Annotated in this window: 38 protein-coding genes and 1 tRNA gene; 2 read left to right on the top strand and 37 right to left on the bottom strand. The window is 47.3% G+C overall.

All coding sequences use genetic code 11. The annotated features are described in order from the left end of the window. Positions 1-149 precede the first annotated feature (149 nt). The 36 genes from SOI44_RS00610 to SOI44_RS00430 all read right to left on the bottom strand — a co-directional run bounded on the left by SOI44_RS00610 (position 150) and on the right by SOI44_RS00430 (position 20,778). Complete coding sequence (locus tag SOI44_RS00610; protein ID WP_331347312.1) at positions 150-674, bottom strand: hypothetical protein; 525 nt, start codon at positions 672-674, stop codon at positions 150-152. A 6-nt stretch (positions 675-680) separates the two neighbouring features. Beyond that, positions 681-1,310 carry a major tail protein gene (locus tag SOI44_RS00605; RefSeq protein WP_331347311.1) on the bottom strand — a complete coding sequence of 210 codons (630 nt, stop codon included), beginning with the start codon at positions 1,308-1,310 and terminating at the stop codon, positions 681-683. Next, complete coding sequence (locus SOI44_RS00600) at positions 1,307-1,705, bottom strand: hypothetical protein (protein WP_331347310.1); 399 nt, start codon at positions 1,703-1,705, stop codon at positions 1,307-1,309. The genes SOI44_RS00605 and SOI44_RS00600 overlap by 4 nt, the downstream gene beginning before the upstream one ends. Then, positions 1,705-2,049, bottom strand: a complete 345-nt coding sequence (locus tag SOI44_RS00595; protein ID WP_331347309.1) for a hypothetical protein — start codon at positions 2,047-2,049, stop codon at positions 1,705-1,707. Before SOI44_RS00595 ends, SOI44_RS00600 begins: the two co-directional genes overlap by 1 nt. After that, entirely contained in the window at positions 2,050-2,418 is a 369-nt protein-coding gene (locus SOI44_RS00590; protein WP_331347308.1) for a hypothetical protein, read from the bottom strand. Continuing rightward, positions 2,405-2,677 carry a hypothetical protein gene (locus tag SOI44_RS00585; RefSeq protein WP_331347307.1) on the bottom strand — a complete coding sequence of 91 codons (273 nt, stop codon included), beginning with the start codon at positions 2,675-2,677 and terminating at the stop codon, positions 2,405-2,407. The genes SOI44_RS00590 and SOI44_RS00585 overlap by 14 nt, the downstream gene beginning before the upstream one ends. An 18-nt stretch (positions 2,678-2,695) precedes the next feature. Further along, positions 2,696-3,826, bottom strand: a complete 1,131-nt coding sequence (locus SOI44_RS00580; RefSeq protein WP_331347306.1) for a phage major capsid protein — start codon at positions 3,824-3,826, stop codon at positions 2,696-2,698. Beyond that, positions 3,823-4,587 carry a head maturation protease, ClpP-related gene (locus tag SOI44_RS00575; RefSeq protein ID WP_331347305.1) on the bottom strand — a complete coding sequence of 255 codons (765 nt, stop codon included), beginning with the start codon at positions 4,585-4,587 and terminating at the stop codon, positions 3,823-3,825. The genes SOI44_RS00580 and SOI44_RS00575 overlap by 4 nt, the downstream gene beginning before the upstream one ends. Beyond that, the gene (locus tag SOI44_RS00570) at positions 4,571-5,839 is read right to left on the bottom strand and encodes a phage portal protein (protein ID WP_331347304.1); all 1,269 of its coding nucleotides are present in this window, start codon (positions 5,837-5,839) and stop codon (positions 4,571-4,573) included. Before SOI44_RS00570 ends, SOI44_RS00575 begins: the two co-directional genes overlap by 17 nt. After that, the gene (locus SOI44_RS00565; protein ID WP_331347303.1) at positions 5,832-7,496 is read right to left on the bottom strand and encodes a terminase TerL endonuclease subunit; all 1,665 of its coding nucleotides are present in this window, start codon (positions 7,494-7,496) and stop codon (positions 5,832-5,834) included. The genes SOI44_RS00570 and SOI44_RS00565 overlap by 8 nt, the downstream gene beginning before the upstream one ends. Positions 7,497-7,500: 4 nt before the next feature. Beyond that, positions 7,501-7,887 carry a hypothetical protein gene (locus SOI44_RS00560; protein ID WP_331347302.1) on the bottom strand — a complete coding sequence of 129 codons (387 nt, stop codon included), beginning with the start codon at positions 7,885-7,887 and terminating at the stop codon, positions 7,501-7,503. Next, positions 7,884-8,204, bottom strand: coding sequence for a P27 family phage terminase small subunit (locus SOI44_RS00555; RefSeq protein ID WP_331347301.1), 321 nt, complete (start codon positions 8,202-8,204; stop codon positions 7,884-7,886). The genes SOI44_RS00560 and SOI44_RS00555 overlap by 4 nt, the downstream gene beginning before the upstream one ends. A 112-nt stretch (positions 8,205-8,316) precedes the next feature. Continuing rightward, positions 8,317-8,676: an HNH endonuclease gene (locus SOI44_RS00550; RefSeq protein WP_331347300.1), complete on the bottom strand. Its 360-nt coding sequence runs from the start codon at positions 8,674-8,676 to the stop codon at positions 8,317-8,319. Between the two features lie 423 nt (positions 8,677-9,099). Beyond that, positions 9,100-9,516, bottom strand: coding sequence for a hypothetical protein (locus SOI44_RS00545; RefSeq protein WP_331347299.1), 417 nt, complete (start codon positions 9,514-9,516; stop codon positions 9,100-9,102). Between the two features lie 51 nt (positions 9,517-9,567). After that, positions 9,568-10,392, bottom strand: coding sequence for a sigma-70 family RNA polymerase sigma factor (locus SOI44_RS10375; RefSeq protein ID WP_442914570.1), 825 nt, complete (start codon positions 10,390-10,392; stop codon positions 9,568-9,570). Between the two features lie 275 nt (positions 10,393-10,667). Beyond that, positions 10,668-10,964, bottom strand: coding sequence for a hypothetical protein (locus SOI44_RS00530; RefSeq protein ID WP_331347298.1), 297 nt, complete (start codon positions 10,962-10,964; stop codon positions 10,668-10,670). Between the two features lie 259 nt (positions 10,965-11,223). Continuing rightward, entirely contained in the window at positions 11,224-12,015 is a 792-nt protein-coding gene (locus tag SOI44_RS00525; RefSeq protein WP_331347297.1) for a DNA-methyltransferase, read from the bottom strand. A 47-nt stretch (positions 12,016-12,062) separates the two neighbouring features. Then, on the bottom strand, positions 12,063-12,221 hold the full coding sequence (locus SOI44_RS00520; protein WP_331347296.1) for a hypothetical protein: 159 nt from the start codon (positions 12,219-12,221) through the stop codon (positions 12,063-12,065). A gap of 178 nt (positions 12,222-12,399) precedes the next feature. Further along, positions 12,400-12,813 (bottom strand): dUTP diphosphatase, encoded by a 414-nt coding sequence (gene dut / locus SOI44_RS00515; RefSeq protein ID WP_331347295.1) that lies wholly within the window; start codon positions 12,811-12,813, stop codon positions 12,400-12,402. Then, a complete protein-coding gene (locus tag SOI44_RS00510; protein ID WP_331347294.1) occupies positions 12,797-13,039 on the bottom strand; it encodes a hypothetical protein in 243 nt (80 codons plus the stop codon). Before SOI44_RS00510 ends, dut begins: the two co-directional genes overlap by 17 nt. After that, positions 13,005-13,217: a hypothetical protein gene (locus SOI44_RS00505; RefSeq protein ID WP_331347293.1), complete on the bottom strand. Its 213-nt coding sequence runs from the start codon at positions 13,215-13,217 to the stop codon at positions 13,005-13,007. Before SOI44_RS00505 ends, SOI44_RS00510 begins: the two co-directional genes overlap by 35 nt. Then, positions 13,214-13,726 (bottom strand): hypothetical protein, encoded by a 513-nt coding sequence (locus SOI44_RS00500; protein ID WP_331347292.1) that lies wholly within the window; start codon positions 13,724-13,726, stop codon positions 13,214-13,216. Before SOI44_RS00500 ends, SOI44_RS00505 begins: the two co-directional genes overlap by 4 nt. Then, positions 13,674-14,519: a helix-turn-helix domain-containing protein gene (locus SOI44_RS00495; RefSeq protein WP_331347291.1), complete on the bottom strand. Its 846-nt coding sequence runs from the start codon at positions 14,517-14,519 to the stop codon at positions 13,674-13,676. Before SOI44_RS00495 ends, SOI44_RS00500 begins: the two co-directional genes overlap by 53 nt. Positions 14,520-14,527: 8 nt before the next feature. Beyond that, the gene (locus SOI44_RS00490) at positions 14,528-15,052 is read right to left on the bottom strand and encodes a single-stranded DNA-binding protein (RefSeq protein ID WP_331347290.1); all 525 of its coding nucleotides are present in this window, start codon (positions 15,050-15,052) and stop codon (positions 14,528-14,530) included. A gap of 2 nt (positions 15,053-15,054) precedes the next feature. After that, positions 15,055-15,543 (bottom strand): hypothetical protein, encoded by a 489-nt coding sequence (locus SOI44_RS00485; protein ID WP_331347289.1) that lies wholly within the window; start codon positions 15,541-15,543, stop codon positions 15,055-15,057. Further along, positions 15,543-16,253 carry a phage recombination protein Bet gene (gene bet, locus SOI44_RS00480; protein WP_331347288.1) on the bottom strand — a complete coding sequence of 237 codons (711 nt, stop codon included), beginning with the start codon at positions 16,251-16,253 and terminating at the stop codon, positions 15,543-15,545. Before bet ends, SOI44_RS00485 begins: the two co-directional genes overlap by 1 nt. A 15-nt stretch (positions 16,254-16,268) precedes the next feature. Next, positions 16,269-17,243: a DUF1351 domain-containing protein gene (locus tag SOI44_RS00475; RefSeq protein WP_331347287.1), complete on the bottom strand. Its 975-nt coding sequence runs from the start codon at positions 17,241-17,243 to the stop codon at positions 16,269-16,271. A gap of 16 nt (positions 17,244-17,259) precedes the next feature. Continuing rightward, positions 17,260-17,955, bottom strand: coding sequence for a YqaJ viral recombinase family protein (locus SOI44_RS00470; RefSeq protein WP_331347286.1), 696 nt, complete (start codon positions 17,953-17,955; stop codon positions 17,260-17,262). Between the two features lie 240 nt (positions 17,956-18,195). Further along, complete coding sequence (locus SOI44_RS00465) at positions 18,196-18,423, bottom strand: hypothetical protein (RefSeq protein WP_331347285.1); 228 nt, start codon at positions 18,421-18,423, stop codon at positions 18,196-18,198. Further along, complete coding sequence (locus tag SOI44_RS00460) at positions 18,410-18,628, bottom strand: hypothetical protein (RefSeq protein ID WP_331347284.1); 219 nt, start codon at positions 18,626-18,628, stop codon at positions 18,410-18,412. The genes SOI44_RS00465 and SOI44_RS00460 overlap by 14 nt, the downstream gene beginning before the upstream one ends. Beyond that, positions 18,615-18,908 carry a hypothetical protein gene (locus SOI44_RS00455; protein WP_331347283.1) on the bottom strand — a complete coding sequence of 98 codons (294 nt, stop codon included), beginning with the start codon at positions 18,906-18,908 and terminating at the stop codon, positions 18,615-18,617. The genes SOI44_RS00460 and SOI44_RS00455 overlap by 14 nt, the downstream gene beginning before the upstream one ends. Then, positions 18,905-19,210: a hypothetical protein gene (locus SOI44_RS00450; RefSeq protein ID WP_331347282.1), complete on the bottom strand. Its 306-nt coding sequence runs from the start codon at positions 19,208-19,210 to the stop codon at positions 18,905-18,907. Before SOI44_RS00450 ends, SOI44_RS00455 begins: the two co-directional genes overlap by 4 nt. Beyond that, positions 19,207-19,389, bottom strand: coding sequence for a hypothetical protein (locus SOI44_RS00445; protein ID WP_331347281.1), 183 nt, complete (start codon positions 19,387-19,389; stop codon positions 19,207-19,209). The genes SOI44_RS00450 and SOI44_RS00445 overlap by 4 nt, the downstream gene beginning before the upstream one ends. Beyond that, entirely contained in the window at positions 19,379-19,642 is a 264-nt protein-coding gene (locus SOI44_RS00440) for a hypothetical protein (protein WP_331347280.1), read from the bottom strand. Before SOI44_RS00440 ends, SOI44_RS00445 begins: the two co-directional genes overlap by 11 nt. Before the next feature lie 97 nt (positions 19,643-19,739). After that, a complete protein-coding gene (locus tag SOI44_RS00435) occupies positions 19,740-20,516 on the bottom strand; it encodes a phage antirepressor KilAC domain-containing protein (RefSeq protein ID WP_331347279.1) in 777 nt (258 codons plus the stop codon). A 52-nt stretch (positions 20,517-20,568) separates the two neighbouring features. Continuing rightward, positions 20,569-20,778: a helix-turn-helix domain-containing protein gene (locus SOI44_RS00430; RefSeq protein ID WP_331347278.1), complete on the bottom strand. Its 210-nt coding sequence runs from the start codon at positions 20,776-20,778 to the stop codon at positions 20,569-20,571. A gap of 144 nt (positions 20,779-20,922) precedes the next feature. Between SOI44_RS00430 and SOI44_RS00425 the strand changes: the two genes are divergently transcribed. Both SOI44_RS00425 and SOI44_RS00420 read left to right on the top strand, forming a co-directional pair. Further along, complete coding sequence (locus SOI44_RS00425; protein ID WP_331347277.1) at positions 20,923-21,546, top strand: LexA family protein; 624 nt, start codon at positions 20,923-20,925, stop codon at positions 21,544-21,546. Positions 21,547-21,761: 215 nt separating this feature from the next. Continuing rightward, positions 21,762-22,817 (top strand): site-specific integrase, encoded by a 1,056-nt coding sequence (locus SOI44_RS00420; RefSeq protein WP_331347276.1) that lies wholly within the window; start codon positions 21,762-21,764, stop codon positions 22,815-22,817. A gap of 37 nt (positions 22,818-22,854) precedes the next feature. On the opposite strand, the gene SOI44_RS00415 is transcribed toward SOI44_RS00420, so the two are convergent. Further along, positions 22,855-22,942: transfer RNA gene (locus tag SOI44_RS00415), tRNA-Ser, on the bottom strand. Positions 22,943-22,989: the final 47 nt, after the last annotated feature.

The following is a 22,989-nucleotide window of genomic DNA, read 5'->3' as shown; positions in this document are numbered from 1 at the left end:
TTCCTTATATGAAATGCCGGTCATTGCACCTGTATGCAGATACAACTCCCACATCATCTGATCTTTGCGATCATTCGTTTCTTTATGGATCACCCATGAAATAAAGTTACTGATATCGTGCATACGGATATGCAGATTCAAAATGTCATTTACTGCGCTGCCATACCGGCGGTATAGGACATCCGTGACTTCATTTGTGTTGGCGCTGATTTCAGCGCCTGCCTGAAAAAATCGATCATCTCATCCCGGTCAAAGTATGCGTAAATGAGCTGCACATATTCAGTAATCGGCATCTTTGATAAGGCGGTTAAGTCCTCACCAATGCCCCTTGCCAGCAGCCTGTTCACCTCAGCCTTGCAGTCAAAGATGTGATCAAAGATACATTCGACAAACTTGCCGATCACCATACTCTGTGCAATCTCGGCATCTTCTTCAGCCTTGATCTGCCTGTCGTTCCACTTGTCACGCGGCATCGGTACGACATTGCCGGAATCATCAAGCATTGTCGGTGCTTTGTAGTTTTGCAGTTTGGTCAATTCCTTTTTGGGAAGTGCCTGCATTGCTTCCGTGACACCCAGCTTTTTAATCAACGCCCCCAGGTCCCAAAGATCATCGGCACACAGCGGATTTAAAGAAAAAGAGGCGGTGTTGCCCGCCTCGATTTTTCCATTCATTCCCGATTATGCTCCTGCAGCAGTGCCGAGCTTCTTAGCATCTGCCAGTGTCAGGATAGGCTTAGTAAAGAAATCCGCTGCCTTTACATTCTCGTATCCCTTTTCGCTGGTGAACACTTTGCAATCAATGTGGCCATCATCATCGAAGCCATAAGCAGTGATTGTGAGCTGTTTAGTCTGATCGGAGTGCTTGTCGGCAGATGTGGATGTCTTATCATCATTATCTGTCAGCTTGCACTTAGGATACCATCTGTACTCGTGTGTCTTGTCTTTATTGATGACATCAACGCCATATGCGAAATACGGACGGGTATTTTTTGTGCCGCCGGACAAAACAACACCACCGTCAATATCTGCGCCCTTCATCTTTTCGATTGTGATGGAATCAAACGCAATATTGGTGACGGTAATTGTCTTTGATGTCACCGGTGCATCAGATTCGTAAATCTTACCGGAAGCGTAAGAATCATAGGAATCTGTATTGTCGGCAACCTCAATCTCAGTCACTGTCGGATACTCGGAAACATCAGTGGCAAAAGTGGATGTCCAGCTTCCGTCTGTGTCCATCGTATCAAAGCAGATAAACTGATTGCCCACCGTTTCAACTGTGGCGGGATGTTTGAATGTTGTGGTCATTTATCTCCTCCAAAAATTTTTGAAATCATATCATCGTAATACTTTTCTTTGTTCCTGGCGAATGTTGGACGAAAATGCGGGATTGCAGAATGCTTACTTTTATGGCTTTTCCCAGCACCGGTCCATCCGCGCTCAATGATAGGGCCGTAATATCTGCCCCATCCTACCAGCCACCCTGTGCCTTCCTGCTTGATAGCAAACGTGTCAAGCAAATGCGTATGACCAGCGGTATTGATTCTGGATCTCGGCGATGGAAGCTTCAGCAGATCATCTCGGAACTCCTCCGCGCCAGTCTTCAATGTATTAGTGATGGACTCGTCGTCCATCTCTTTCATCATGTCTTCCAGCTCTTTTTCAAGATCGTCAAAGCCGCTTTTTTCAACGTATATCGACATTACAGATCTTCCTCAACGTCCAGGGCACAATAGCTGTGGAAGTATTGAGGACTGGAAGTGGGAACAACGTGCTCGTGATACCATGTCGGATGCAATCCGGCATCATTGAGTGCCTTTTTGAGGTTCAGCAATGCCTGGCTTCTTGGCTTTCGATCACAGAATGAAATCTGGTAGGTAACTGTGACGTGATAATCATCACCAGATGCCATATTGTCAGTCCATACCGTTTCCCAGTACACAATGCGCGGATAATTGCCCTTTGCCTCAATAGCTGCTTCGCCTTCCGCAACCATCTCAACACCGGATACACTATGCAGCAGCTTTGACAATTCATCTTTCGTCATTTATTTCTCCACCTCATAATTCATTTCCGGTGATACACATGTGATCTCTGTCTCACGATACCCGGTCTTGCTGATAATCTGAGTAGCGTTGAACACGTCATGCTGCTTGCCGTTGATCATCAACACGCAATTACTATCCACGCCATCCCATTGTGGGATAGACAGCTTGATCGTAACTTCCTTGTGTGCCTGTTCAAACTGCAGCTGTGTGCGGTCATATACAGACAATTCTCGGTACCAGATCGGGGGAATGTCGCGCTTCTTCAGCCGGATTTCCTGATAGTCACCATCGGAGACATTCACCTTGTCATACAAAGTGAAGCATCCGTCAACGTACTGTGGTGCTGTCGCTGCCTTACTTAGATTCATAACGCGCTCCTAACTGCCAGCTGTGAATTACATCGGCATAATTCTGCTCAAAATCTTCATACCTGTGATTGATCAGGTAATAGGTTGCATTCTTCAGCAGCATTCTTCCCTGCTTGTCATCGTCAAAATCAGCGCCTGGAACAATAAAAGATAAACGGGCAGAGCATTCTTCCCCTGCCCGTTTAATCACGGAATCATCAAGATATGGCGGGAGCTGGTAGTCTTCCCTCATCTCTTTGATAAATGCGACCTCATCCATGCTCTCACCTCACTCTAATTAAGCTGCAGCCTTTGTCTTGTGCGCAGGCAGCTCATACTCTGCCAGCTTGGTCGGATCAAATACGACAGCAGCATCATCATCTGCTGCGCGGCCATTGCCGTATACCTTGGCGATAATGACGTCGGCATCGTCCAGTGCCTTTGTCTCCTTATACTCGGTGACCTGTACACCCTGGAAGCCCATGGTATAAACACCCGGGATTGTCAGGACAGCGGTGCCCTGTGCACAGTTAGCGTCAGCATATACAGTGATAGGCAGCGCAGACTTCTGAGCATAACCGGCCACGATGGAATCAGCATACAGTGCCGGGTTGACATAGTCATATACATCTGCCGGATTTGCAATCAGTGCAAGCTGTGTCAGTGTGCGTACACCGCCATGAGACAGTGTCTTCAGTGCAGCAGCCATGCCCTTCGGAGAGAAGGAAGTCAGAGTAGTGACAGTTGTCTTTGCCTTGGCTGTGCCGTCTGTTTCGGTAGCGCCGAGCTGCCGCATGATGCCAACCGGTGCCTTCTTACCATCGCCATTCAGATATCCCTTAACAATGCCATCCTGCATAGCTTCGGACAGAATAGCTGTTACATATCTGTCAACGTATCCAACTTCCAGCTCGCGGATGGCCTTTGGAATCACGACAAATGCAGACAGCTTGAATACATCCATATTCAGGGAAGTAATGCCAGCTGTGAGCTCAGATGTAATGCTATCTGTCAGATTGCCCCATGCCGCTGCACCGGTTTTGCTGCCAAACAGCCATTTCTTAACGTTTGCCGGTGTGAATGTGATCAGGGAAGTGATGCCGGATGCCTTCTTTACCTCGTTCAGTGTGTAATCAATCGTTTCTGCCGGGATGAAGTCGATCTGGCTGCCCGTAACATTCATCTTCGGACCTTCCTTGATCATCTCATAAAACTTGCGCTCACCTGCAGTCAGCGGGCGGAAGGATCTTGCAACATCGCGTGCATCCTTTGCCTTGTCCTCTTCTGCCTGTGCAAGAATGCTCTGTACTACATCGGCATTTGCCTGAGATACATACTCAGAAATAGCGTCATAAATAGCTTCAGGCTTGTCTTCAGAATTTTTGAGCATTTCGATAAACTGCTCCTTAGTCTTTGTATCGATCTTCATTTTCTGTTTCCTCCAAAATAATTAGCCCAACCATCAGTAGGCTTTGTCTCTTCCTTTACTTCTTCAGGCTTGTGCGCTTCCTTCAAAATGGAACGCATAGCCTCTTTGAAATCTTCAAGTGTTGGCTGCGGTGTTGGTTTCTTCGCAGTCAGCTGATCATGAATCATTTGCATTGCACTCTGCTTCGGTGCACCATCGGCTGTTTCTCCGCTGATCTCTGTGGCAAAACCATAGCTCAATGCATCTGCTGCTGAGATCCATGTTGATTCATCCATCATCTTCTTGATGTCATCTTCGGAGATCTTCGCCACACTCTTATATACTTCTACAGCTGTCTGATTCACCTTTTCCAAATCGTCTGCCTGCTTGCGCAATTCGGACGAATTGCCCATCGTGAACATCCACGCATTGTGAATCATCAACAGTGAAGCATTGGACATGATGCGCTTACTTCCAGCCATGAATACGACACTGGCAGCGGAACACGCGAAACCATCACAGTATGTGGTTACTGTCTTACCGCTGTTTTTCAGTGTGTTGTAGATAGCCAGACCTTCGCTGACATCACCGCCGTTTGAGTTAATGTGCACGTTGATAGATGGTGCCTGTACTGCCTGCAGCTCTTTGACAATGTTGTAAGCGGATCTGGTAGGATCATCTTCACCCCACTGGCCCCAGCTTGAAATATCACCAAAGATATACAGATCAGCATGGTCTTCGCCATCCTCAAGCATGTAGTATCTATTAGCTTCGTTTTTCACGCTTTATCCTCCTTTCTTTGTGCTTTGACACGTTCTTTTGTTCTGTCTGTGTGACTTGTTGATCACTGCCCAATTCATCAGATCCGTCATCAGATGCATCAGCAGCACCCTTCCCGGTTCCTTCCGTTGAGTAGTTTTTTGTTATCACACGAGACTTTGAGAAGTCCGTATCAAGCGTCCACATTCCGGCCAAATCTCTGCACTCATCGAGTGAGAATCCATCGGCCCTCAGTTTGTCTATCTTGTCAGCATTGTCCAATACATCTCTGTGCTTGAACTTTGCCAGCCATACAATCGCTCTTTCGCCGTTCACATAGTCAGCTTCGCCAACTAACTTAGCGTTTAGACTGTCAGCGATGATCTCAGCAATCGGCTGTACTGCGTATGTGATGAACTCATTGGTTGCGTCTGAATTTTCCGTTATTTGCCCGTTGAAAACTCCTAGCGGGATATCAAACGCTTTGGCACACTGCTCATTGATCTCAGCGGCCATCGTGTGCATATCTCCGACAGATGCATTGCTGTCAATCTTCAGGTAAGACAGATTCGCCTCTGCACCTTCCGGGATGATCACCAGACCGCCATCTGTGATCTTCTTTTTCAATTTGTCGATCACATAATCTGACGTGACGGTGATCTCATTACCGTTTTCATCCAGCGTCTTATAGATCGGACGGCTCCCATTGATCTTGTATTTGAATAACGGCGTATTGCTGATCGTTTCTGCCTGCCTGATTGCTGATATCGTGTCATTGTACAGTTTCAGCACGTTCCTGGTCCACAGCCTTAGCTGATCAGTGCCATATCTGAGATGTACGACTTCTGCCTCAGTAAATGACCGATCCAAGCGGTAAGAATCTATTCCATCCCACACCGAAACGTTACTGTAAGACTTGCCATACAGCACAGTGTTGGATGCTGTATAATACTGTGCAATGTAATATTTGCCATTCACCATGACGATCAGGCAGTCGCCTTTGTGAAGCAGCTCCATAGCCGCTTGATACCAAAAGTCCGTCCCAGTCTGATTGTCATTAGGCTGCACGTTTAGCTGAAAGTACTGATGGTCAAATCTCTGATTGTGCTGCTTATCCAGCAGCACGATCTCACTCTTCGCGATTGCCTTGGCAATCATTGACATCGCCTTTTCCTGTGCCAGATCGGACAGGTGGATTTTATCGAGATTGATGCTGATCAGATCAACCAGGCTTTTCAACTCGCCATTCTTATTTTGAAAAATAAAATCAAACATAAATCACCTGTTCCTTTAGCAGCTCGGAAGAAAATTCAGCGGCAACGAATGCCATGAAGCCATCATTCTTTCTCAGTTTCGGCTCGATCTTAACGTATTGGGTATTTCCATACCGCCCGATCTGTGTCGCCGTATTGTTTGTGTACCAGCGCATGATCGCACTGTCTCCAAAATCGATTTTTCCATCAGCAAATAGCTGTGAAATGAGTGGTGCAATGATTGCGGATGCCGATCCTACTCGCCGCACCAGCCGAACAATACCGCCCGGATTGTCCTTGCTTTCTATCGTGATCCCCGACCGTTCAAACAGCTCTTTAAAGATCGTGTACCGATAAGTATCCATCGTGATCTTCTGCACAGCGTACTGCTGCATGAGATTTAAGCAGTACCTCACGATGTCATCTGCCGGAAGTGACGGGGCATCTGTCACTTCGTAATCTTCAAATCCCTTCTGTCCTATATTGGCAATCGGGAATTTAATTGAATTAAAAAATGGAGAACATGAACATATCCAGCTATGCTGTCTCCATTTATGACTACCATCGCTTTCGATGGTTAGCACACCACATGATGCAAAATCACGGACATCTGCATAATCAATGCCAATGATCGCAAGCTGTCCGGTTGTGTCCTCTGACGCTCTCAGCGTCTTTGTATCGGGATCAGAGTAGGAGCACTTGAGAATGTTATTCCAGGAAGTGACTGCCTCCAGTTCCTTCTTTTCGGGCAGGTTGCACCGCTTAGTCAGAAACTCCGGCAGCTTGGATGCATTCTGCTGTGCTTCCAGCCAATCCATTCTGATCGCATCGGCAAGCACAGGCATGTACTCCATGGAAGGATTTGCCTTGTGCATGGCCATTTCATCGCCGGCCTCTTTTTTGCTGTCCAATCTGCAGATGAATGGAAAGATCCTCAGTGGATTCTCACCGGTTCTCAGAATCTGCTCACATGTTGACAGCGTATCATCGAGCGGGCCTTCCCGCACATATCCGTTTGTCGTGATGATGATTTCTCGAAACTGAGGAACCTTACCGGCAGCAGATTCATACACATTGATGTTGTCATAGTTCTCGTAAGCGTGAATCTCATTGAAGAACACGCAGCCTGGACGTTTGCCATCCTTGGTTTTGCTGTTTGACGTGTTGTACTTCAATTCAGATTTCGTCTCTAAATTGATGATCTTCTCTTTCGTTACAGAGAACTTGCCCTTAAATTTTGGATTGCCGTACAACATGTCATAAGGCACTTTGTACGTATCCTTGATCTGGTCCTCACTGTTTGCCACCAGTTCAATGTTGTATCCCTTAACACCGTATAGTGGTGTCTGTAAGAAGTTGGCTAACGGTGCCATCATGCCATCTTTACCATTTCCACGGCCCATCATGATGAATATCTTACGAAATACCGGCTGATCGTCTGACTTCCGGTACATGAAGACAAACGCATAGATGAATTTTTGGTATGGAAACAGCGGATAGTAATTGGCTTCACAGTATCTGATACAGTTGCGATACGTTTTGGCATCGAAATAGATATCGTCACGCTTCAGTGTAGGAATCACAACTTTGTCAATCAAACGGTTGCGATCCTTGTTAATCCATTCTGGGTGATCGTTCATGTACTGAATATATTCATCGATTTCAGCACATTCAATCATATGATCACCACCTTTCGTTATCGCTGAAAACTGTTATTCTTCTGATCGGATGACTGCAGCTTGCCAGCTTGACATACAGCATCTCGTTTTTATTTCTGACATGTGGAAGATCCACCATGTCAGTAATGCGTCCTCGTGTCATGACATTTGTCATTGCCCTCACCGGATCAGTATCAATCCAAATCCATTTGGCATCAGGAAACACCAGCCGCTCTTCTTCGGTTGGATAGCAAGTGATATGTGCAACATCACCATGTTCTGACAGCGTGAGTGTCTTTCTGATCTGTTCTGTCTTTGACCGCTCTTCATCGGCATCAGTCACAGTTTGAAAATGCTTCTTTGCCCATGTTGTTTTACCGGCACCAATCAGGCCACACACGAAATAAATCATAGATAGTCACTGTTGCTTCCCTTAATCACCGGATCTTGCAGTCCCAATGCCTGCATGATCTTCAGCATCGTGGCGCTGTTCTTCTGCGCATCACTGATACTTTCGTTTGTCTTGGTAGTCTCAGTGCCCTTAGTCGTCAGGTAAGTGACTTTCACACCGCGCTCTTCGATATCTCGAAACAATAACTCGTTGGCCTTCCAGTATCGGATGTACTCCTCGACTTCGGCCAGGTTGTAATCTGTCATGATATTTTTTTCTTTGAGCTGCTCAACCAGAGCTTTTCTCAACTTCTGCTCTGTCATTTTCCTGGCTGCCATAGTCCATCCTCCTTTCTGGAAACCTCTTACGCGCAGTTTAGACGTTTTGTCTATACCCCTCAACGCCCGCTAGGTCCGTTTCAAATTCACTCAAAAAATCGACCGGGGGTAGTTACCATTTTTCTTTCAGTTCTTCCTTCTCAGGAAATTTCTGTGTGTACCTGAAAGCAGACAAATGATCACTGTCTCTGCCATGGATTCTGTCATGGCACACATGACACAAGCTGATCAAGTTGTCATCATCCAATGCCAACTCTGGATAATCCTTCAGCTCCTTAATATGGTGCACACACACTGCCCTGTGAATGCGTGAATCGTAACCATGTAGCTGCTCACCATTGCGAGCGGCCTCCTTGATCCGTGCTCTGCACATCTGGCACTCGTAGTGATCACGCCGTAGAATCTCATCACGCTTGCGCTTCCACTTCTTTGACCAATAGAAAGCATTGGCCTGCTTGTCACTTAATGCCATGCTGTGCCTTCCACCATCTGCGATATAGCCGGCAGCTGCGCATGTGCCCGGTGTCCCAGCACCTTGCCTCGCAGCTCGTACATGGGCAGGTATACAGCTGATCGAGGCGGCGTAACGCCGCACGGCTTTCATCTTCATCGTCCGGCACTCTGATCACATCATCGTCATCCATACAAAAAGAGACCAGCTCTTTCAATGCTGATCTCGACGGTATCATAGTAGCACAGGCAATTTGGACAATTTGGACGAGATATAGAAAAGTACAGAAAAAAGCAGAAGGCAAATAGCCGACCGCTTTTTATCTTGCCTGAATTGGACGTTTTCAGGCCGTTTTAGGCACATCTCTGATTTGATGATAATTTATGCGTCAATAGTATAGATCGACTGAGCATGCCATACTCTGCCTGTCTCAGAGCGTCACAGTCACTTCTCCCTGCCGAAGAAGCGCATCAGTGTCTTCCTTGCGTTGTAGTAGCTGTTTGCTCCGTACACCAGTTTGCTGGTCTGCTTCCAACTTTTGCCATTGAGATAGTGCCACCTGATTATGCTGCGGATCTCCGGATCATCAAGCTCGGCAACCCAGGCATTGATACGATCCCGTTTGTCAGCCATCTCTGTAAACATCCGGTTATACTTCTGCTGCAGTGTCGTGATCTTCTGCACCGCTTCAGAAGTAGGATCACCCGGGGACAGCGGAGACTGCCCGATCTTCTCGAATGCCGGAGACCGGTATGTGTTGTACATGCCTTTGATTTCCTGCTGCACAGCCTTGATCTCGGAATCAAGATAGCGCAGCTCTTTAAGATCCTCAATCGTCACAATCCTAATTCCTCGGCACACATATCCACAATAACTGCAGTACACACGATGCTAAGGCACTTACCGAGGACTTCAATCAGTCTCATCTTTCGCTTCCTCCGGTTTGAATCTGAGGCCGTATTCTGCCATTTTCTTCTCAATTTCCTGCAGTGATTTCTTCCCCAGGTTTCTTACTTTCTGCATTTCGGTGTATGTCTTCCCGCACAGATCGCCTAGCGTATTGATCCCGGCACGTTTGCAGCAGTTATATGACCGCACACTCAGATCAAGTTCTTCAATCGAAGTTTCAAGACACGTGCCTTTCTTCTCTGCTTCTGCTCTCTGTTTTGGTGTGATATTTCTGATCTTGTCCAATTCAGCCTGCAGGTATTCTGCCTGTGCCTTGTAATGCTCTGCTTCACCTTGCGCTTCTCTCAGTTCCGCTTCTGGAACGCATCTTAACGTACCTTTGTACTGTTGAAATCTCAGCTTTCTGATAGCCTTAGCTTCAACCTGTCTGATTCTCTCCCTGGTAACTCCACATTCTTTACCAGCTTCTTCAAGCGTCATGCCCCACTGATACCGCATCTGTAGAACCTTGTTCTCGCGTTCAGTAAGCACCTCGTTCATGACTTCTTCCATGATTCCCAGAGAGTAGTATTTTTTCGGTTCTTGGTAGTCCTCATCGGCGTTTATACGCAGATAGCTGTCATCGTCTTCTCCATTGATCAAAGGGATCAGATTGTACGGATATACTTTCAGCAGATTGACTCTCTCCCGGTCTTTAGCGTCAAGCGCCTTTTTCATTTCAGATTTCCAGTGTGATTTTGCTGCACTGTATCCGTTTTTATAACCACGTTTGAATTCTTCTGACCATGCAGTATTTCTGCTGAATTTTTCTTCTAATGTTTCAATCATTGTCTGTCTCCTTACTCATTTCTGCCCCACAGTTCGGGCAGTACCTGGTGTAACCCCGTGTAGGTGAGATACAAAAGCATGAGCTGCATACGAAATCGGGTTCTCCGTTAGCATCGTGTAAGGCTTTAATGATCCAGTGCGCATGCTTCACTGGTTCTGCTTCAATTCTAGGGATTTGATTTACTTCATCCCGGAATGCTATCCACTCGTAGTGCACGGACCCTCTAGCAAGAAGTGGCGCGATTGGAGCCCCTACAAACCGGATCTCGTCCGGGTTAATCAGCCTCATTGCCTTCACTCCGTTTGGATCTCATAAAGCTGGTGCACTTATGCCAGTATTTCACATCGCCGTTCTCATCCTTTTCCGTTACGATCTTTTTGCACGGCCACCACATTCTGTCAAACCGCGCCCTTTCCATCGCGTCAAGAATGCGACATCCGCCATTCTCTGGGAACTCCGGAAAACCGTCATTTTCTCTTAACTTGTAATGAACGCACCTCTCACACAAGTTGTATAAAAACACTTCGTATTCAGTGCCGCTTGAGAACGGCTCGCTTTTTTCAATCTTCATTTTTGCATCCTTCCTGCATCATTTCTCTTCCCATTTCCTCGCCCATCTTTCCCAGATAGTCGCTGTACTCGTCGTCTCTCTTTTTCACCCAATTGTACGGATGCTTGCAACCACCCATCCCGTCTCTGTGTACAATTCCTAATGGGCCATCCATCTCCGGGCACACATCATCACCATATTCGCCATGCGTTGGGCATAGCGGGCATAAATCACACCTCATTCACATTCACCTCTATACATGTTCTTTTATCTCCATTTCTCAAAATAATTGTGGAGTTATATTTGTTAGCATATTTTCTTTTGCCAACTTGTAAAAATTTTTCTTAATTTCAAACCCATAACATGATCTGTTTAGTTCTGCACACGCTCTAAGGGTTGAACCACTGCCAGCAACGGGATCTATCACAACGTCATATTCATCTGTGTATATTTCTACTAGTTGTTTAATAACTTCAACTGGCTTTTGTGTCGGATGTATTTTAGGATATCTACTATCCCTGTCCCACTTAAACCAATCTAGAATCATTTTTCCGTTGTTGTTGAATTTCGGTAGTTTATCTCTGTAAAGAACTAATGCGCACTCTGTTGCGCCACAAACACGCATATTAGCTTTAAGAACTTGTGAAGAATAATTTTTGATGAAGAACAACGGTTGAGAATGCTTAAAACCGAATTGTTTTGCATAATCTGAAACAGGTGTTAATTGTTGCCATGAGCAGAAAATTATCATGCATGGTGCTTTCCCTGTTTCTTTAGGTTCTTTCTTCAAAAGTCTTGTACAGAATTGAAAGAAGTTGTAAATCTTGAAGTCTTTATCTGTATCAAAGAATTCAGAATTTGCCTTACTGCTTTCTCCGTTTTTCTTATCTCCACCGATATACCAATCACATCGTGAGCCGTATGCATTTTTCCCTATGTTGTAGGGAATATCTGCAATTATTAGTTGCGCACGAGGTATTTGATATCTTTTCGCATTTTCGAAATGATCATTATACAATTCAATCTTGATTCTCTTTTCGTGTTGCTCCACTTTGTTTTCCTTTGTTGCCATGTTTTTTTATCTTCCTTCCTGTGGTGCGGATGCTTTGAGGTGACATGCTATTCTCCTTCGCCATCATCATTTCCTTTAATCATTGCATAAGCTGCTATCGCCGCCATGATCAAGATGAGCAGGATAGCCGCGATTGCCAGTGTCCTGACGAACCATAAGATCATCCAGAGCATGGCACGCAGAAGTGCAAAAGCCACTGTGATCATCTTTTCTTCTTCTCCCCGAAAGCACACCAAAAGGTGGTAGTAACTGGAACTTTCAGCTTGCTACATGAGCTGACACGACATCCACTGGACATCATTTCCCACTTCAGATGCTTGCACTCATGGCAGAATGTCACGCTGATCCAGTGATCATCCACATACTGCTTCATCTCTTCATCCGTCATCTGCCGGTGCTCCCGAACCCTGCGTCACCTCTGTCAGTCGCATCAAGATCCGGCACCTGATGCAGCTCATCAAGCAGACACGGCAGGATGATGATCTGAGCGATCTTGTCACCGCGTTCAAACTTGTATGGTGCCATGGTGTGGTTTTCCAACTTAACTATGATGCTGCCAGTATATCCGCTGTCCACCACTCCTCCAGGAACCACTATGCCATTCCTGAACATCAGGCCAGATTTACTTTCGATCTTGCCAAACCATCCAGCCGGGATAGCCAGATGCACTCTTGTGTCTACTACACATGCTCCATGTGCAGGCACTACGATCAGCTCTGGCGTATATAGATCCAGACCGGCATCTGTTGAATGCGCTCGTTTCGGCATATATCCGCCGTCATCAATCTTCACTTTCATCGTTCTCCTCCTCTTCATCCATGTGCTGAAAGACATAGTGATTAAGTGCTTCCTGCAGCTGACCGCAGTGGAAAGCCATGATCATGATGTCGCATACCTTGCCTTCCTGCCACCATGTCAGCGTATCCCCAACCTGACCGCATAGACTTGCGATTGCAGATGCATCTTTGCCCATGCGCTTCAGCAGCTTGTCAATCGCTATGTCTGTCTCTGCCTTCTTTTTCATTTCTCATTGTCTCCACAATATTCATTGCTTTCTTGAAGCCGACCAGCTCACCATTGCGGAATGTTGAGCGGCCTTCTTCTTCAACTGGGATGGCATCATCCATCTTGATGTACTCAATTGCCATGCGTCTAAGCAAGGCATTCACGCTAATCGTTGTCTTCATACAATTCAAGATCATTCGATCTCCTTTGGCTTGTCATGGCTCAGCAGCACAACATCATCTGAGCCAATTCTTGCTGTCATTGCCTTGCTCTTCTTTGTGGCTGCCATCGCTTCATATGCCTTGTGGAACCGCTGCCTCTCGAAGTTCTCGATGTCTGAGACAGTGCGGTGGAAGCCAAGCTCCACCATGTCCATAGGTTTATAGATTGCCTTCACTTCTTCCGGCAGCAGCTTCCAGTCTTCCTCGATCTCAGACGGCCGTGTGGATGAGATGGACTTCCAGAAACGTCTGGCAATGCTCCATGCCTCATCCTCCGGCAGCATCTCTGTTGATGTCTCATACATGGCAGATCTGATGTCGGCAGGCTTTGGACAGTAGTGCATTGTCTGCAGGCAGTGCTTTGTGGCAGCAAGCACAACATCAAACGACTCTGGAAAGAGTGATGTCCACACATCCGCCTCAAAGCTTGCATCAATCTCGCTGCTTGGCGGATAGATCGAATGGATCAACATAAGAATCTTCATTGTTTCTGTTTTGTTCATATAGCTCTCTCATCCTCTCCTGATAATTTTTCTTTGTGGAGACAATAGTCTCGTCTTTGTACCGCTCCTGGTTAAGCCATGTCAGCGGATTGGGAATGTACTGCATATCTGTGTGTGAGAACTTAGCCTCGATCTGTGATCTGAGGGCAGACATGATCTGTGCATAGTCTTTCTCAGACTTGCAACACTTCTTGAATTTCTGCTCAGCAGGTTTCTTCCCAACTTTCTTCGGGTACAGAGACCAGAACTCCTTAAACCACAGGTCAACTGCATCAACAATCTCAGCACCGGCAGGTGCGGATTTGACCATGTCTTTTTTATATTGTTCCTTTGTTTCTTTGTTACTTTGTTTCTTTGTTCTATTGTGCTCAGTCTCCTGCTCAGTCTCCTGCTCAGTCTCCTGCTCAGTCTCCTGCTCAGTCTCCTGCTCAATGACCTGCCCTCTGACACTTTCGTAAGCTTGATATTTGCCGTAGTTTACTACGTTTATTCGTGTATACTTACCTGTCACGTGGCATGTGATTTGGCCACACTTTTCAAACTGCTTCAGCCACCTGTCTACTGTGTTCCTGCTGATGTTAAGCTCCTCTGCAATTCTTTGCTTTGAAGTTATGAAGCAGCCACGCTCAACCTTCTCACCTGTGACGCTCCAATAGCCATCTTTCCAATTGGCATTCTCGATAATGTACAGCCAGATCGCCATTGCATAGATGTTTCCCCACCACTGCCAATTCTCAATGCGGCGCTGTATTATGATGAATCCTTCATCAGACATGGCATCTCCTAGAATGGCAGATCGTCCGGATTGATGGTTGTATCCGTTCCACAGCTCAGGGAATCAGCACCGATCTGCTGCGCTGTGCTGTTCTTCTTAATCTCCTTCATGGAGTACGGATTGGGCTGCGCCTCTGTCTTCTCTTCCGCTTTCTGCTGCCGATACTCTGCTGAGGATCTGGGCTGAGGCTCATCCGTTCCCTGAGACGCACCTTTGCTTTGAAGAAGCTGCACATTGTCACAGACAACCTCGGTCACATAGACCTTTTTGCCATCCTTGTCATCATAGTTTCTGGTCTGAATGCGGCCTTCTACGCCAACCAGATTTCCCTTTCTGGCATAAGACCCAAGGAAATCGGCACTTTGACGCCAGGCAACACACGGCACAAAATCTGCGTTCTGCTGACCATTACTGTCACGGGACACTCTGCGGTCAACCGCTACCGTAAACTGTGCAACAGAAAGACCGGAATTCGTCTTGCGGACCTCAACATCCTTGGTCAGCCTGCCAATCAGTACAACTCTATTGATCATTGTTATTTCCTCATTTCCAAGTACGTTATGCCGACCGCATAAGCCTGCCAGATGTCTTTTTTGAAGCCATAAAAGAATCCGGGGTCCTTCTTGGTGCCTTTCCCGTGATTCTTCTGGCCGTAAGCGAAGCGGTCAACCAATGCCTGCGTTATTGTTGCGTCTGTAGCCTTCATGGAGTGGCAGAGCGTCATCTTCTCATCCTTGCGGAATACAAGGCCAACGTTATCTTTATCAACGCCATGATCGATCAGATGCTGCATGAAGCGGCCCACCCATTTGCATGTGTCAAGTACTTCCTGGCCAACAGGCATTCCATAACAGGCAAGCATTTCAATGCAAATGTGATCTGTACTCATGTACATCTCGGTTAGATGCTCAATCACATCATAGTTAGACTCTTTAGCAAAGCGCACTGGCTGCAGCGTAGTGCTGTCGATCAAGCACCACGCTGACTCCGTCGTTCCAGGATCAATTGCCAGTGTGTAGCCCATCAGAACAGGCTTTCCTTCTCAGCCGGTGCTGGCTTCGGTGCTTCTGCAGCAGGCTTTACTTCGCCCGTCTCAGCATCGATGGCATCCATTGCCGTCTGCTGCTCATTCTCTTCCTGTCCCTGCTCTTCAGCGGTATACATGCCGCCAAGGCGTACCGGGAATGCTTCTCTGAGCGCCTGGACAAGTGCAACCTTCCTGATCATAGTTGCCGGCTTGGTGCCCCAGTTAGACTTGCCGGTGCTGTACTCACGCATGCTGACCTCTTCCCTGTAAGAGTGTGATCTGTCCTTGCGATATACTTCAGCCCAGCCGCCAATGATCTTTTCTTTGTCTACGATCAGCGTTCCGGTGCGGTATTCAATCGTGCCGTCTTCCTTCTCAACAACAACTCCTGCTTCAAAGCCGTCAAAGTTAGGATCGGACTCGGCACGCTTGAGGAAGGCTTCCTTGCCAACCACAACCGTCGCCGGTTCGCTGCCATACTTGATGCAGTATGCTTCCTTAAGCCAGGGATTCAGGCCTTGGTATTTGCAGAGATTGATAAACATGCCAACCTCCTGCAGCGTAACCTTATCCTTGCCGCCGCCAGATACCAGATAGTTTCTGACAATCTCAGGTGTCAGCTTGACCTCGATGCCATTTGCCATGAATGTAGTGACGTGTGTTTCCTGCTTTGCAGCTGCAGGTCTGATGCTGTTAGTAACTGCCATGATTTATTTCTCCTCTCAGTGTCCCTTTCTTGGATTTCCGTTTTCGTCTCTGGCCACATGCCAGGTATTTCCGAATGCGTTGTTAAGTGCCAGCGTCAATGCTTTCATCTGTTCAAGCGAAGCATGATCAATGTGCAGCCGCGCCTGATCAATCGTGAAGTCGGCCCAGTAAGTTGGCTCAGGCTCTGCCTGATTAGCTTCCTGCTTTGCCACAGCTTCATTTGTCGCTGGTGCTGATACTTCTTCATGCTCATTGGCATCTGCATGTATCGGCTTGTTTTCGGCCTTCTCGAGCGTCTGTCTTTCAGCTTCAAGCTGTGCCTTGCGCTCTTCTGCTTCCCTGCGCAGCTGTTCGGTTGCCTGAAGCTGCTGCTTGTGCTCTTCCCAGCGGCTAAGCGCGCCGGCAAGATCCATGTTCTTTGAGTAGTCAAGCGATACAAAGTTGCCCTTGTTAACGTCTCCCATGATGATGCTTGCAATGGCATCCTCATCCTTATTGATCCGGCTGATCTTCTCCTGCAGATCCTGCTTCCAGGTGATGCCAAGCCCTGTCTTATTCAGATATCTCTTGTCCCACACCTGATCGATGCTGAACACGATGCCGCCCGGTCTATGGGCATTCCACCATGTCTCAATCTCTGCCTTCTTCTTCTCATCAATCTTTGACTGGATCTCATCTGACCGCTCTTTGCCAATGGCAATAGCTTTATCGATCTTCTCTGTGATCGGCTTTACCTTGTTCTCAAATGCATCCAGTGGTTCTAAGTATTTCTTCTTGATGCGCTTGCGCTCATCATCAATCGTCTTCCTGCCTGCTCTCAGTTCCTTCAGCTTCTCGTCAAGATCAGCTTTTCCTTCGTCTGACACATCAGCCAGATTCTGGAAGTCGGCAAGCCAGGAATCGACCTGAGCGCTTACCTGTGCGATATTCTCGTCTACGGTTCCCGGTGCTGTTGAGAACCGGATAACCAATGCATTTTCTGCTGCCATAATTGTCTTTTTCCTTTCATAGATATTTGATGACTGGCGGTTCTTCATCCGTCAGTATGTAGTTGTTCCAGAAGTCAGTGACTCCCTGATCGATGTACTGCATAGTGTCTTCAATGCCTTCATCTGCTCTGTCAATGTGGTATGTTCTGATCTGCTGGTATTCCATCGTGCTTCTCAGCTCCACGATCATTTCCACAAAGTCAAAGCCGGTAACATTCAGCCCATGCAATACCTGGATGAAGTACTCATCCATGCCGATCTTGCCGTCCCAGTCTTTCCATCCGCTGTTTCTGCTGACCTGATGCGTCTTGATCTCAAGGATCCCATGCCGCCCCGTTTTCTTCTCGACCAGAAGACCGTCCGGGCTGTACAGCATGAATGGCTTGGCATTGTTTTGCAACGTAACGTCTTTCATGTACTCGACTGAGTACTGATCTCTGTGCTTGATTGCGAATGACTCTCTCAGGACATGCTCCATGTCCGTTCCATACCGGACAACCGGCCTGTCACTGATGTCTTCCTGTTGCTCTCTGCCGGTCTTGATGGCCCACAGATCTCTGGCACTCTTCCAGCGGTTATGACTGATGGCTGCGGATGCATCTGATCCGCCAATGCCTGTCAGCCTTCCTTTCAGCCAGTCGGCACGGTTTCCAAACCTCAGCAGCTTGTAGACATCCGTGTCTTTGTACAGTGATTTTCCGTATCGAATCATAAATTTTTCATAATTAGTTGAATTTAGTAGCAGGCATCATGCAAAGCACCACCCAAGTGACATGTGCGCTATTAAGGGGGATTATGAGTTTGCAATAGTCTTGATATGGGGTTGCTTTTGGTGCTTTGAGCTACTCTTGTATATCGCAAGATGCCGGATGTGCGGCAGAGCTGGTAAGCACCGGACCAGCTAAGTATGAGTGATGCCCTGCATGATACCTGCTGCTATGCTATTTATTTTTTATTCATGTCTCCGATAGCCAAGCGTGGCGATGTACTCTGTGAACAGTTCGCCTTCCGGCACATCTTTCCATCCGTTGTGCTTTGCCAAGCTTGCCAACAATGCCGGCAGCGTGATTCTGCCATATGCCCAGTCAGAAAGAGCTGACCTGTCTTCGATGGCTGCTTTGGATGTGCTCTTAAAACGGTACTTTCTCTGGAATGTTTCAAGCTCGTCAATCGTCATCATCAATCCTCCCGATTATTCCTTTCTTTTCCAAATATCCGATCAGGCAGTCACCACATACATGTACGCCATCCACATTAGTGAGGTCTTCCCGATCAAACTCATTGCCACACACATCACAGTAGTAGTGACGATGGGGACGGTACAGAGGGCAGGAAGTCATGCACGGCTTACCGCACTCAACGCAGTCCTCTTCATATCTGATCATTGCTGCTGTCCTCTGCGTGCTCACCTTCTACCGGGGCGTTGATGATGGTTTGCACATCGTAATATGCCTGCAAAGCGAGGCGGTGTGTGCTGTCATAGTTGGCCTTTAAGTTAGACAGGTCAGTATGGTCCCTGTTGCGATCGTCCTGAGTCATTTTGACGCGCTCTGAATTGATCTTTACCATTCTGTCAAGATCCTCGATCATGCGCTGCTGCAAGGCAACGCAGAAGGCCAATACCACTGACAAAACGATTGCTGCTGTTGCTAAGAAAATTGTCATGCTTCTTCCTCCTTCTTTTCTGCTTCCTTCATTCTGGCAAGCACTTCCGTCTTGCTGATGATTTCGATGGTGCCATCTCTGCTATCGACAAAGTAGAACCGGAACTGCCATCCAGGATGAAACTGTGGCCTTGCGGCGTAATTGAAACAGGTAGTATAGATATCCATCTTGTAGATCCGCAGGCCATAGAACTCGAACTCTGTAATCTTGATTGGATCACCTTCCCGATATGGGAATCTGCGGGTAAAGAAGAAGTTGGTCTCGTCTTCAAGCGCTGCTCTTCTTTGCTTCTCAGTCATCATTTCCCGTATCCCTCCGTGTAGACCGCCAGTGACGGATCTTCAGCCAACTCTTCAGCGGTTGGCGGTGTAATTTTGAAGCTCTCTTGCAGCACTGCTCCGGCCATCACTGCCAGAAGTCCGATAGCCAATGCCGCTCCGATCAGGATCTCGCCGATCAGGCGGCCCCACTTAATTCTCATTACTGTTCTCATATCTCTCTCCTTTTATCTGCCTCTCAAGCAGGCTGTAACTTAGCCCTGTTACCTTCAGCACCGATGATGTTCTCACGTGAGTCTCATATACGCGAAACTTCAGCGTTTTATCATCAAGTTCCTGTGCTTTCTGGTAGACATGCGTAGCTGTGGCCCATGGCATCATCAGCAGATGCCGGATGTCACTTTTTGACAGGTACTGCTGTGCAAGCAGCTCAGCGCGTGTCTTCTTTTTCTGCATGTGCGACTTCCTTTCTGATAAAATGGAGATGGTGTTTTAGGTACACCATCAATGGCGCTCATTTGCTTGTCGGGCATGGCGCCATTTTTATTTGCCTTCATGCTGTTTCCTGCATCTCCTTGAACTTATTCACGAAGTAGATCTGGCCCTTGCCCGTGACAAGGCATGTCTTGGTGATGATGTTGTCACCCTTGGAGTTGATGTAGGATCCTTCCCTCACCTTGAACAATCCCAGCTCCATAGATTTCTGCGTTGGCATGTTCTTTGACTTGCCGCTCTTGCACAGGTAGTCGTGATCTCTCAGCCATGCAAACAATCGGTTGCCGCCGATGTCGCATCCCTCCTGCTTGAGAATCTTGGCAAGGTCCCTGACAAGGATCGTTGTGTCACTTGCAGCTACCGCATCGGCGAATAGTGCCTTGGGTTTCATCACTTCGCTCTGTGCTTCAAGTGCCTTCCGCTTCTCCTGCTCATCAGCCAGTGCCTGCAGCAGCTTGATTCCGTTCAGCGGGTTGGCAATGATGCTCTCGATCGTGGGGGCTGTGGCATACGCGCCGTGCTTGCGGATGGTTGGCAGAACCTCTGATGTCACCCAGTGCTTGAACTCTCTTGCCTTCGGCAGCTTTGAGCTGAAGACCAGCGCATAGACTCCGGACTCGGAAATGAAGATTGCTTCTTGTTCTCTTCCTAGTGAATCGGTGAGGCCCTGTTTCAGGGCGTCATCCGGATCGACATGCTGCGCAATAGCATTTCTTGGCTTTTCATATCCGAGTGCCTCCGCAACATCCTTCCCAACGAAGTACGGCTCACCGTTGATCTCTGTGGTTCTGATGGTTCCAAATTCCTGGCTTTTGAAAATCTGTAAATCGTTCATAGTTTCTCCTTTCTTGCTACGATTTAATCGTATTGAAACTGCATAATAAAACTCACTTCTTTGGTGGACAGAGCATTTCCTTTGGGATCCTGTATAGCTCTGCCATCTTGTTGTGCATGTCCCAGTTTGGGATAGTTCTGCCACGCTCATAATTTGACAGAGTGTACATGGAAATTCCTAGCAATTTAGCCGCTTCTGATTGCTCATAGCCGGCATTTATGCGCGCCGCCGCATAGCCAATTCGTACATCTTTTTCACTCACTGTTTGCCTGGCCTCCTTTCCTTCGGCTCCTTTAATATACTACGGTTAAATCGTAGCGTCAACGATTTATTTGTATTTTTTTACGGATGGTCTGCAATTTGTTACGTTTTCAATGTATTATAGATATAGAGAGAAGGTAACAGTATGAACAGTAAGGCAAGACAGATTTTTGTTACAAACCTAAAAAGAGAGATGCGCAGAACAGGCAAGACGCAATCAGATATTTCCAGAGCACTGAACATCCCACTGTCAACTGTATCCAGTTGGCATAGCGGCGCAAGCTATCCCAGAGTTGACAAGATGCAAGCACTGGCAGACTACTTCCGCGTCAGCATGCGTGATCTCACAGACGACATGAGCGCGTCTGATCATCCCGTTCTCCGCATTCCTTTATACGACATGATCAGCTGCGGGACCGGTGGCTTCGTCGATGATCAGATCATAGACTATGTTGTTCTGCCTGCTGAGATGTTCTCGCCTTCTAAAGAGTACTTCGCTCAGTATGCACATGGTGACTCCATGATAGGGGCCAACATCCACGATGGAGATCTGGTGATCTTCCAGAAGCAGTCTGAGCCTGTCAATGGCATGATCGGCTGCTTTTGCATAGACGATAACACCGCCACATGCAAGCGTCTGAGCATATCAGGCACACAGATCATCCTGCTCCCTGAAAATCCCGCCTACACTCCTATCATCGTTCCTGCTGAAAGCTTCAAGTGTCTGGGCAAGCTTGCCTTCGTTGTGTCCGACCGCCGGGATGGGTAGTTCATAAGGAAAATATGCCGCCTCTTATTTTCCTTTTTCAAGCATTTAGAAAATAATGCAACCGGAATTGCAACCGAATTGCGACCATAAAAAAAGCACCCAGTGTATCAGCACTGGGCGAAAAAGGATGCAGTCAGAAATCATGCCGACTGCCTTCGAAACAAGCGGCATGAGATCCAGAAGAATGCATTACACAAGAACAGGTATATTATAACATGATTGCTAAAGACGAAAAAAGAAATACATGGTACGTCCAGGTTAAGATCAAAGATCCGCTAACCGGGAAATGGCATACTCATAAGAAGCGCGGATTTGCTACCAAACGCGAAGCAAAGCAGTATGAGTCCTCGCTTTCCACCAGCGATGAGATACCGACAAGCAAGACTTTTCTTCAGATTGCTCATGAGTGGGAAATATCCATCCAGAGCTCACCAGCTTCTATCCGGCAGCACAATGAGCACTTCAAGATGCGCTTTGCCGATCTGAAGGACAGGCAACTCCGCAGCATCACTAGATCTGATCTGATCCTGTGGCGGAATGAACTGTCTCAGTCTGACTTCGCCACAAAGACAAAGAACGTCACACTGACATATGTTCGGGCTGTCTTCCAGTATGCAGCTGATGTGTATGGCTATCCTAATCCGGCCAGAACGTTGAAAAATCTGAAGCGGACCGATCAGGAAGTCATGCAGGAAATGCAGGTGTGGACACCTGAAGAGTTCAATTCGTTCCTGGCATGCGTAGACAATCCGCTGTATCGTGCATACTTTGACGCACTGTACTGGACAGGAATGCGCCGTGGTGAGGCTATCGCCTTGCAGTGCAGCGATCTCAGCGATGGATGGATAAATATCCATGCCAGCCAGAGAGACGCCTCTACGGGCTTAAAACCGACCAAAACGAAGGCCGCCAGAAAGATCCAGATTGATGATGCGCTCAACGATGAGCTGATGGCCTTAAAGAAGGCATACAAGGCCGGATATCTCTTTGGTGGTGAGTCGGCACTGTCACCAACGCAGATCTCCCGCATCTTCAATGCTGCCATCAAGCAGAGCGGCGTGAAGAAGATCCGGCTGCATGATCTCAGGCACAGTCATGCCACATGGCTGATCAATCATGGAGTTAACATTGTGGCGGTGTCAAAGCGGCTAGGGCATTCCTCGATAGAGCAGACGCTCAAGACATACACGCATCTGCTGGAATCAACTGATAACGAAATGATGAAAATTATAAATAATTCTAAAAATGGTTCCACGATGGTGCCACGGTAAGAAAAAAGCCCTATTTCAAGGGCTTTTTAGCATAAAGCGCAGGAACAGGGATTTGAACCCTGGCACCGTGTTACCGATCTACAAGCTTTCCAAGCCTGCCCCTTCAACCACTTGGGTATTCCTGCATGTGGTCTCATTAATGACGCTTGTTAATGATACCATAAATTTCAAA

It is taken from the genome of Lactimicrobium sp. (assembly GCF_036453465.1).
Classification (GTDB): domain Bacteria; phylum Bacillota_I; class Bacilli_A; order Erysipelotrichales; family Erysipelotrichaceae; genus Bulleidia.
This window is presented reverse-complemented; position numbering and strand designations above follow the sequence as displayed.

Excerpts from the sequence above, each read along its gene's own strand:
- SOI44_RS00610 (WP_331347312.1), bottom strand. The coding sequence starts at position 674 with ATGAATGGAAAAATCGAGGCGGGCAACACCGCCTCTTTTTCTTTAAAT.
- SOI44_RS00605 (WP_331347311.1), bottom strand. The coding sequence starts at position 1,310 with ATGACCACAACATTCAAACATCCCGCCACAGTTGAAACGGTGGGCAAT.
- SOI44_RS00600 (WP_331347310.1), bottom strand. The coding sequence starts at position 1,705 with ATGTCGATATACGTTGAAAAAAGCGGCTTTGACGATCTTGAAAAAGAG.
- SOI44_RS00595 (WP_331347309.1), bottom strand. The coding sequence starts at position 2,049 with ATGACGAAAGATGAATTGTCAAAGCTGCTGCATAGTGTATCCGGTGTT.
- SOI44_RS00590 (WP_331347308.1), bottom strand. The coding sequence starts at position 2,418 with ATGAATCTAAGTAAGGCAGCGACAGCACCACAGTACGTTGACGGATGC.
- SOI44_RS00585 (WP_331347307.1), bottom strand. The coding sequence starts at position 2,677 with ATGGATGAGGTCGCATTTATCAAAGAGATGAGGGAAGACTACCAGCTC.
- SOI44_RS00580 (WP_331347306.1), bottom strand. The coding sequence starts at position 3,826 with ATGAAGATCGATACAAAGACTAAGGAGCAGTTTATCGAAATGCTCAAA.
- SOI44_RS00570 (WP_331347304.1), bottom strand. The coding sequence starts at position 5,839 with ATGTTTGATTTTATTTTTCAAAATAAGAATGGCGAGTTGAAAAGCCTG.
- SOI44_RS00565 (WP_331347303.1), bottom strand. The coding sequence starts at position 7,496 with ATGATTGAATGTGCTGAAATCGATGAATATATTCAGTACATGAACGAT.
- SOI44_RS00560 (WP_331347302.1), bottom strand. The coding sequence starts at position 7,887 with ATGATTTATTTCGTGTGTGGCCTGATTGGTGCCGGTAAAACAACATGG.
- SOI44_RS00555 (WP_331347301.1), bottom strand. The coding sequence starts at position 8,204 with ATGGCAGCCAGGAAAATGACAGAGCAGAAGTTGAGAAAAGCTCTGGTT.
- SOI44_RS00550 (WP_331347300.1), bottom strand. The coding sequence starts at position 8,676 with ATGGCATTAAGTGACAAGCAGGCCAATGCTTTCTATTGGTCAAAGAAG.
- SOI44_RS10375 (WP_442914570.1), bottom strand. The coding sequence starts at position 10,392 with ATGATTGAAACATTAGAAGAAAAATTCAGCAGAAATACTGCATGGTCA.
- SOI44_RS00530 (WP_331347298.1), bottom strand. The coding sequence starts at position 10,964 with ATGAAGATTGAAAAAAGCGAGCCGTTCTCAAGCGGCACTGAATACGAA.
- SOI44_RS00525 (WP_331347297.1), bottom strand. The coding sequence starts at position 12,015 with ATGGCAACAAAGGAAAACAAAGTGGAGCAACACGAAAAGAGAATCAAG.
- SOI44_RS00520 (WP_331347296.1), bottom strand. The coding sequence starts at position 12,221 with ATGATCACAGTGGCTTTTGCACTTCTGCGTGCCATGCTCTGGATGATC.
- dut (WP_331347295.1), bottom strand. The coding sequence starts at position 12,813 with ATGAAAGTGAAGATTGATGACGGCGGATATATGCCGAAACGAGCGCAT.
- SOI44_RS00510 (WP_331347294.1), bottom strand. The coding sequence starts at position 13,039 with ATGAAAAAGAAGGCAGAGACAGACATAGCGATTGACAAGCTGCTGAAG.
- SOI44_RS00505 (WP_331347293.1), bottom strand. The coding sequence starts at position 13,217 with ATGATCTTGAATTGTATGAAGACAACGATTAGCGTGAATGCCTTGCTT.
- SOI44_RS00500 (WP_331347292.1), bottom strand. The coding sequence starts at position 13,726 with ATGAAGATTCTTATGTTGATCCATTCGATCTATCCGCCAAGCAGCGAG.
- SOI44_RS00495 (WP_331347291.1), bottom strand. The coding sequence starts at position 14,519 with ATGTCTGATGAAGGATTCATCATAATACAGCGCCGCATTGAGAATTGG.
- SOI44_RS00490 (WP_331347290.1), bottom strand. The coding sequence starts at position 15,052 with ATGATCAATAGAGTTGTACTGATTGGCAGGCTGACCAAGGATGTTGAG.
- SOI44_RS00485 (WP_331347289.1), bottom strand. The coding sequence starts at position 15,543 with ATGGGCTACACACTGGCAATTGATCCTGGAACGACGGAGTCAGCGTGG.
- bet (WP_331347288.1), bottom strand. The coding sequence starts at position 16,253 with ATGGCAGTTACTAACAGCATCAGACCTGCAGCTGCAAAGCAGGAAACA.
- SOI44_RS00475 (WP_331347287.1), bottom strand. The coding sequence starts at position 17,243 with ATGGCAGCAGAAAATGCATTGGTTATCCGGTTCTCAACAGCACCGGGA.
- SOI44_RS00470 (WP_331347286.1), bottom strand. The coding sequence starts at position 17,955 with ATGATTCGATACGGAAAATCACTGTACAAAGACACGGATGTCTACAAG.
- SOI44_RS00465 (WP_331347285.1), bottom strand. The coding sequence starts at position 18,423 with ATGATGACGATTGACGAGCTTGAAACATTCCAGAGAAAGTACCGTTTT.
- SOI44_RS00460 (WP_331347284.1), bottom strand. The coding sequence starts at position 18,628 with ATGATCAGATATGAAGAGGACTGCGTTGAGTGCGGTAAGCCGTGCATG.
- SOI44_RS00455 (WP_331347283.1), bottom strand. The coding sequence starts at position 18,908 with ATGACAATTTTCTTAGCAACAGCAGCAATCGTTTTGTCAGTGGTATTG.
- SOI44_RS00450 (WP_331347282.1), bottom strand. The coding sequence starts at position 19,210 with ATGATGACTGAGAAGCAAAGAAGAGCAGCGCTTGAAGACGAGACCAAC.
- SOI44_RS00445 (WP_331347281.1), bottom strand. The coding sequence starts at position 19,389 with ATGAGAATTAAGTGGGGCCGCCTGATCGGCGAGATCCTGATCGGAGCG.
- SOI44_RS00440 (WP_331347280.1), bottom strand. The coding sequence starts at position 19,642 with ATGCAGAAAAAGAAGACACGCGCTGAGCTGCTTGCACAGCAGTACCTG.
- SOI44_RS00435 (WP_331347279.1), bottom strand. The coding sequence starts at position 20,516 with ATGAACGATTTACAGATTTTCAAAAGCCAGGAATTTGGAACCATCAGA.
- SOI44_RS00425 (WP_331347277.1), top strand. The coding sequence starts at position 20,923 with ATGAACAGTAAGGCAAGACAGATTTTTGTTACAAACCTAAAAAGAGAG.
- SOI44_RS00420 (WP_331347276.1), top strand. The coding sequence starts at position 21,762 with ATGATTGCTAAAGACGAAAAAAGAAATACATGGTACGTCCAGGTTAAG.